This window comes from Bacillus sp. FSL W8-0640, assembly GCF_038007725.1.
In the GTDB taxonomy this organism is placed as follows: domain Bacteria; phylum Bacillota; class Bacilli; order Bacillales; family Bacillaceae_G; genus Bacillus_A; species Bacillus_A cereus.
The window spans coordinates 1-7500 of sequence record NZ_JBBOXT010000001.1; the positions used below are offsets into that span (position 1 = coordinate 1).

A 7500-nucleotide genomic window follows, 5' to 3' on the forward strand; every position below is an offset into this window, starting at 1 on the left:
TTGGAAAATATCTCTGATTTATGGAATAGTGCCTTAAAAGAATTAGAAAAAAAGGTAAGCAAGCCTAGTTATGAGACATGGTTAAAATCAACAACGGCTCATAACTTGAAGAAAGACGTATTAACGATTACAGCTCCAAATGAATTTGCTCGTGACTGGCTAGAATCTCATTACTCCGAACTAATTTCAGAAACACTATACGATTTAACAGGGGCAAAATTAGCAATTCGCTTTATTATTCCTCAAAGTCAAGCTGAAGAGGATATTGATCTGCCTCCAGTTAAGCCGAATCCAGCACAAGATGATTCAGCTCATTTACCACAGAGCATGTTAAATCCAAAATATACATTTGATACATTTGTTATCGGCTCTGGTAACCGTTTTGCCCATGCAGCTTCATTAGCTGTAGCCGAGGCGCCAGCTAAAGCGTATAACCCACTCTTTATTTACGGGGGAGTTGGGCTTGGAAAGACGCATTTAATGCACGCAATTGGTCATTATGTAATTGAACATAATCCAAATGCAAAAGTTGTATATTTATCATCAGAAAAATTTACAAATGAATTTATTAACTCTATTCGTGATAATAAGGCTGTTGATTTTCGTAATAAATATCGCAACGTAGATGTTTTATTGATAGATGATATTCAATTTCTTGCTGGAAAAGAACAAACTCAAGAAGAGTTTTTCCATACATTTAATGCATTACACGAAGAAAGTAAACAAATTGTAATTTCTAGTGATCGACCACCAAAAGAAATTCCGACTTTAGAAGATCGTCTTCGTTCCCGCTTTGAATGGGGGCTTATTACAGATATTACGCCGCCAGATTTAGAGACACGAATTGCGATTTTACGCAAAAAAGCAAAAGCTGAAGGGCTTGATATACCAAATGAAGTTATGCTTTATATCGCAAATCAAATTGATTCAAATATTCGTGAATTAGAAGGTGCACTTATCCGAGTTGTAGCTTATTCATCTTTAATTAATAAAGATATTAATGCTGATTTAGCAGCTGAAGCACTTAAAGATATTATTCCAAATTCTAAGCCAAAAATTATCTCTATTTATGATATTCAAAAAGCTGTCGGGGATGTTTATCAAGTGAAATTAGAAGATTTTAAAGCGAAAAAACGTACCAAATCAGTTGCGTTTCCTCGCCAAATTGCAATGTATTTATCGCGCGAGCTTACAGATTCCTCTTTACCAAAAATAGGTGAAGAATTTGGTGGACGTGATCATACAACAGTTATCCATGCCCATGAAAAAATCTCTAAACTACTAAAAACCGATACGCAATTACAAAAGCAAGTTGAAGAAATTAATGGTATTTTAAAGTAGTAGCTGAATAGTGTGAATAACTTACCTTGTTTTACGCACAGTCTATCCACATGTAGATAGACTGTTTTTACATCCTTTATAGGGGTTATCCACATATCCACAAGCCCTATTACTATTACTACTATTTTTTTATCTTTATTAATTAAATAAAATCTTATACTTACCGGAGGTTTTTCTTTATGCGTTTTACAATACAAAAAGACTATCTTGTAAGAGGTGTACAAGATGTAATGAAGGCAGTTTCTTCTCGTACAACAATCCCCATCCTTACGGGAATTAAAGTTGTAGCTACTGAAGAAGGGGTTACATTAACAGGAAGCGATGCTGATATTTCTATTGAATCGTTTATTCCAGTCGAAGAAGATGGAAAAGAAATCGTAGAAATTGCTCAATCAGGAAGCATTGTTTTACAGGCAAAATATTTTAGTGAGATTGTAAAAAAACTACCTAAAGACACTGTCGAAATTTCTGTAGAAAATCATTTTATGACAAAAATAAAATCTGGAAAATCAGAGTTTAACTTAAATGGTTTAGATTCTGCAGAATATCCGTTATTGCCACAGATTGAAGAACATCATGTATTTAAGATACCAACAGATTTACTTAAGCATATGATCAGACAAACTGTATTTGCAGTTTCTACTTCTGAAACAAGACCGATCTTGACAGGTGTAAACTGGAAGGTATATAACAGCGAGTTAACTTGTATTGCAACAGATAGTCATAGACTGGCACTTCGAAAAGCAAAAATTGAAGGACATAACATTGCAGATGAATTCCAAGCTAATGTTGTTATTCCAGGTAAGAGCTTAAATGAATTAAGTAAAATTTTAGATGAGTCTGAAGAAATGGTAGATATCGTTATTACGGAGTATCAAGTATTATTCCGTACAAAACATTTATTATTCTTCTCAAGATTGTTAGAAGGAAATTATCCTGATACGACACGTTTAATTCCAGCAGAGAGTAAAACGGATATTTTTGTAAATACAAAAGAATTCCTACAAGCAATTGATCGTGCTTCACTATTAGCAAGAGATGGCCGCAATAACGTTGTTAAATTATCAACTTTAGAGCAAGAAATGCTAGAGATTTCTTCGAATTCACCAGAAATCGGAAAAGTTGTCGAAGAAGTACAATGCGAAAAAGTAGATGGAGAAGAGTTAAAAATATCTTTTAGTGCAAAATATATGATGGATGCATTAAAAGCTTTGGATAGTACAGAGATTAAAGTTAGCTTTACTGGAGCAATGAGACCGTTCTTAATTCGTACAGTAAATGATGATTCAATTATTCAATTAATTTTACCGGTTCGTACTTACTAGGTAAGGAATAAGGGTTGCTAGTTTAAAGATGCTAGTGGCCCTTATTTGATTTTTGGGTATTACTTTCCTAATGCTAGTTTATTTAGTACAATGAAAGAATGAACACTTTCAGAAAGTGAGCGATTTTATGAAACGTATTAAAATTTCAACAGAGTATATTACACTAGGACAATTTTTAAAGTTAGCTGATGTAATTGATACAGGTGGCGCTGTAAAATGGTTTTTACAAGAATATGAAGTGTACGTGAACAACGAACTTGAAAATAGAAGAGGTCGCAAACTATATGCGAATGATGTTATTGAAATTCCAGGAAGCGGAACTTTCCAAGTTCAGGCATAAAGGGGGAGCCCTTTGTTTATTTCAGAAATACAATTAAAAAACTATCGCAATTATGAAAAATTAGAGCTTTCCTTTGAAGATAAGGTAAATGTAATTATCGGCGAAAATGCACAAGGGAAAACAAATTTGATGGAAGCTATTTATGTTTTAGCGATGGCGAAATCTCATAGAACCTCTAATGATCGCGAACTTATCCGCTGGGATGAAGATTTTGGTCAAATAAAGGGGAAATTACAAAAAAGAAACAGTTCTTTGTCTTTGGAATTAAATATTTCGAAAAAAGGTAAAAAGGCAAAATTAAATCAACTTGAACAACAAAAGTTAAGTCAATATATTGGCGTGATGAACGTTGTCATGTTTGCCCCAGAAGATTTAAATCTTGTAAAAGGAAGCCCTCAAGTAAGAAGACGCTTTTTAGATATGGAATTAGGACAAATAGCTCCTGTATATTTGTATGAATTAAGTCAATATCAAAAGGTGCTCACGCAACGAAATCACTTGTTGAAAAAAATGAAAGGGAATAGTAAGAATGAGGAAACGATGTTGGATGTATTTACACTTCAACTAATTGAGCATGGTGCGAAAATACTGCAAAAACGTTTTGAATTTTTGCATTTGCTACAGGAATGGGCAGCTCCAATTCATCGAGGTATAAGCCGTGGATTAGAAGAGTTAGAAATTGTCTATAAACCAAGTGTAGATGTATCAGAATCAATGGATTTGTCGAAAATAAAAGAAGTATACTATGAAAGTTTTCAATCTGTGAAACAACGTGAAATTTTCCGTGGTACGACTTTAATTGGTCCTCATCGTGACGATTTACAATTCTTCGTTAATAGTAAAAATGTTCAAGTCTTTGGTTCGCAAGGACAACAACGAACAACCGCACTATCCCTAAAATTAGCTGAAATTGAATTGATTTATTCAGAGGTTAAAGAATATCCAATCCTTTTGTTGGATGATGTTTTATCAGAATTAGATGATTATCGTCAATCACATCTTTTAAATACAATTCAAGGAAAAGTGCAAACATTTGTTACAACGACGAGTGTCGACGGAATTGAACACGAAACATTAAAAGAAGCGAAAACAATTCATGTAACGAACGGCACTGTAGATTGTGAAATAGATAGGGAATAACCCCTGTTTAAATGGAAAAGTAGGTGATCTTTGTGTCAATGGAACAAAAGCAAATGCAAGAAAATGCATATGATGAAAGTCAGATACAGGTGCTTGAAGGACTAGAGGCAGTTCGGAAACGCCCTGGTATGTATATTGGATCTACAAGTGGAAAAGGGCTTCACCATCTTGTGTGGGAAATCGTAGATAATAGTATTGATGAAGCACTTGCAGGTTATTGTGATGAAATTAATGTTAGTATCGAAGAAGATAATAGTATTCGTGTAACGGATAATGGGCGTGGTATTCCGGTTGGTATACAAGAAAAAATGGGACGTCCAGCTGTAGAAGTTATTATGACTGTTCTCCACGCCGGTGGTAAATTTGGCGGTGGCGGTTATAAAGTTTCTGGTGGTTTACATGGTGTTGGGGCATCGGTTGTAAATGCTCTATCAACAGAATTAGAAGTATTTGTACATCGTGAAGGTAAAATCCATTACCAAAAATACGAAAGAGGTATTCCGGTTGCGGATTTAAAAGCCATTGGTGACACAGATCAAACAGGAACAATAACTCGATTTAAACCAGATCCGGAAATTTTCCAAGAAACAACAGTATACGATTTTGATACGCTAGCAACTCGTATGCGTGAATTAGCGTTTTTAAATCGTAATATTAAATTAACAATTGAAGATAAACGTGAACATAAGCAAAAGAAAGAATTCCATTACGAAGGTGGAATTAAATCATACGTTGAGCATTTAAATCGCTCAAAACAACCGATTCATGAAGAGCCTGTGTACGTAGAAGGTTCAAAAGATGGTATTCAGGTTGAGGTTTCTCTTCAATATAACGAGGGATACACAAATAATATTTACTCATTTACGAATAACATCCATACGTATGAAGGTGGTACACATGAGGTAGGTTTTAAAACAGCTTTAACTCGTGTAATCAACGACTATGGTCGTAAAAATAGCATTTTAAAAGATGCGGACAGTAATTTAACTGGTGAGGATGTTCGTGAAGGTTTAACAGCAATTGTATCAATTAAGCATCCAAATCCACAATTTGAAGGACAAACGAAGACAAAACTTGGGAATAGTGAAGCGAGAACAATTACAGAGTCTGTATTCTCAGAGGCGTTTGAAAAGTTCTTACTAGAAAATCCTAATGTAGCGCGAAAAATTGTAGAAAAAGGTACGATGGCTGCACGTGCACGTGTAGCTGCGAAAAAAGCGCGTGAATTGACACGTCGAAAGAGTGCGTTAGAAGTTTCAAGTTTACCTGGTAAATTAGCTGATTGCTCTTCGAAAGATCCAGCAATTAGTGAAATTTACATCGTAGAGGGTGACTCTGCGGGTGGATCTGCAAAACAAGGACGCGATCGTCATTTCCAAGCAATTTTACCGCTGAAGGGTAAAATTATTAATGTGGAAAAGGCACGCTTAGATAAGATTTTATCAAATGATGAAGTTCGTACAATTATTACGGCGATTGGTACAAATATTGGTGGAGACTTCGATATTGAAAAAGCACGCTATCATAAGGTTATTATTATGACCGATGCCGATGTTGATGGTGCACATATTCGTACCCTATTATTAACGTTCTTCTATCGTTATATGCGTCAAATAATTGAGTGTGGTTATATCTATATTGCACAGCCGCCGTTGTTTAAAATACAACAAGGTAAAAAAATTCAATATGCTTACAACGATAAGGAACTTGAAAAAATCTTAGCAGAATTACCGGCCCAACCTAAGCCAGGGATTCAGCGTTATAAAGGTCTAGGGGAAATGAATCCAACTCAGCTATGGGAGACGACAATGGATCCAGAAGTACGTTCATTACTTCAAGTTTCCCTTCAAGATGCAATTGAAGCAGACGAAACATTTGAAATTTTAATGGGAGATAAAGTAGAGCCACGTCGTAACTTTATCCAAGAGAATGCAAAATACGTGAAGAACCTTGATATTTAAATGAGTAATGACAGGAATCTAAGTATTCCTGTCTTCTACATATAAATCAATGTATGTGTAACGGAAATGTAAGAGGAGGTGCTCGTTGATGTCAGACAATCAACAACAAGCACGAATTCGAGAAATTAATATTAGTCATGAAATGCGTACCTCATTTTTAGATTACGCAATGAGTGTTATCGTATCTCGTGCATTACCAGATGTTCGTGATGGATTAAAACCTGTGCATCGTAGGGTTTTATATGCGATGAATGATTTAGGAATTACAGCTGATAAAGCGTATAAGAAATCAGCACGTATTGTCGGTGAAGTAATCGGTAAGTATCACCCTCATGGTGATTCAGCCGTTTATGAAACAATGGTACGTATGGCGCAAGATTTTAGTCAACGTTATATGCTTGTAGATGGGCATGGTAACTTCGGTTCTGTAGATGGAGATTCAGCAGCTGCAATGCGTTATACAGAGGCAAGAATGTCTAAGATTTCTATGGAATTAATACGTGATATTTCAAAAAATACAATTGATTATCAAGATAACTATGATGGTTCCGAAAGAGAACCGATAGTACTACCAGCGCGTTTCCCTAATTTATTAGTAAACGGTACAACAGGTATTGCTGTTGGTATGGCAACAAATATACCGCCGCATCAGCTTGGCGAAGTAATTGATGGTGTGCTGGCATTAAGTCATAATCCTGATATTACTATCGCGGAATTAATGGAATACATTCCCGGTCCAGACTTTCCGACGGCAGGTTTAATTTTAGGAAGAAGTGGAATTCGAAGAGCTTATGAAACAGGTCGCGGTTCCATTATGCTTCGTGCTAAGGTTGAAATTGAAGAGAAGTCAAACGGTAAACAATCTATTATCGTAACTGAACTACCTTATCAAGTTAATAAGGCACGATTAATTGAAAAAATCGCAGAATTAGTTCGCGATAAGAAAATTGAAGGTATTACAGATTTACGTGATGAATCAGATCGTAATGGTATGCGTATTGTCATGGAAGTACGTCGTGATGCTAATGCAAATGTACTATTAAACAATCTATATAAACATACAGCGCTTCAAACAAGTTTCGGTATTAATATGTTGTCTCTTGTAAATGGGGAGCCACAAGTACTAAATTTAAAACAAAATCTATATCATTATTTAGAGCATCAGAAGGTAGTAATTCGTAGACGTACTGCTTATGAATTAGAAAAAGCAGAAGCACGTGCTCATATTTTAGAAGGATTACGAATTGCTTTAGATCATCTTGATGAAGTTATTACGTTAATTCGTAGTTCAAAAACGGCAGATATTGCCAAGCAAGGCTTAATGGAACGTTTTGGTTTAAGTGAGAAACAAGCGCAAGCGATTTTAGATATGCGTCTGCAACGCTTAACTGGA

The 7500-nt window shown here is 35.4% G+C and carries 6 protein-coding genes (1 of these 6 only partly in view); all 6 read left to right on the forward strand.

Annotated features, from left to right (window positions below):
- A complete protein-coding gene (dnaA, locus tag N2V80_RS00005; protein ID WP_000428017.1) occupies window positions 1–1341 on the forward strand; it encodes a chromosomal replication initiator protein DnaA in 1341 nt (446 codons plus the stop codon).
- 179 nt (window positions 1342–1520) lie between these two features.
- Window positions 1521–2666, forward strand: a complete 1146-nt coding sequence (gene dnaN / locus N2V80_RS00010) for a DNA polymerase III subunit beta (protein ID WP_001212884.1) — start codon at window positions 1521–1523, stop codon at window positions 2664–2666.
- A 127-nt stretch (window positions 2667–2793) separates the two neighbouring features.
- Entirely contained in the window at window positions 2794–3006 is a 213-nt protein-coding gene (gene yaaA, locus N2V80_RS00015) for a S4 domain-containing protein YaaA (protein ID WP_000821364.1), read from the forward strand.
- Between the two features lie 12 nt (window positions 3007–3018).
- A complete protein-coding gene (gene recF, locus N2V80_RS00020) occupies window positions 3019–4146 on the forward strand; it encodes a DNA replication/repair protein RecF (RefSeq protein WP_061655555.1) in 1128 nt (375 codons plus the stop codon).
- A gap of 38 nt (window positions 4147–4184) precedes the next feature.
- A complete protein-coding gene (gyrB, locus tag N2V80_RS00025) occupies window positions 4185–6107 on the forward strand; it encodes a DNA topoisomerase (ATP-hydrolyzing) subunit B (RefSeq protein ID WP_061655556.1) in 1923 nt (640 codons plus the stop codon).
- Between the two features lie 88 nt (window positions 6108–6195).
- Window positions 6196–7500 carry the 5' portion of a DNA gyrase subunit A gene (gyrA, locus tag N2V80_RS00030; RefSeq protein WP_001282864.1) on the forward strand. The gene runs 1167 nt beyond the window's last position, so 1305 of the gene's 2472 nt are visible here — the first part of the coding sequence; the start codon lies at window positions 6196–6198; its stop codon lies off the right edge, out of view.

Coding starts and splice junctions, on each gene's coding strand:
- dnaN (WP_001212884.1), top strand. CDS start 1,521: ATGCGTTTTACAATACAAAAAGACTATCTTGTAAGAGGTGTACAAGAT.
- yaaA (WP_000821364.1), top strand. CDS start 2,794: ATGAAACGTATTAAAATTTCAACAGAGTATATTACACTAGGACAATTT.
- gyrB (WP_061655556.1), top strand. CDS start 4,185: ATGGAACAAAAGCAAATGCAAGAAAATGCATATGATGAAAGTCAGATA.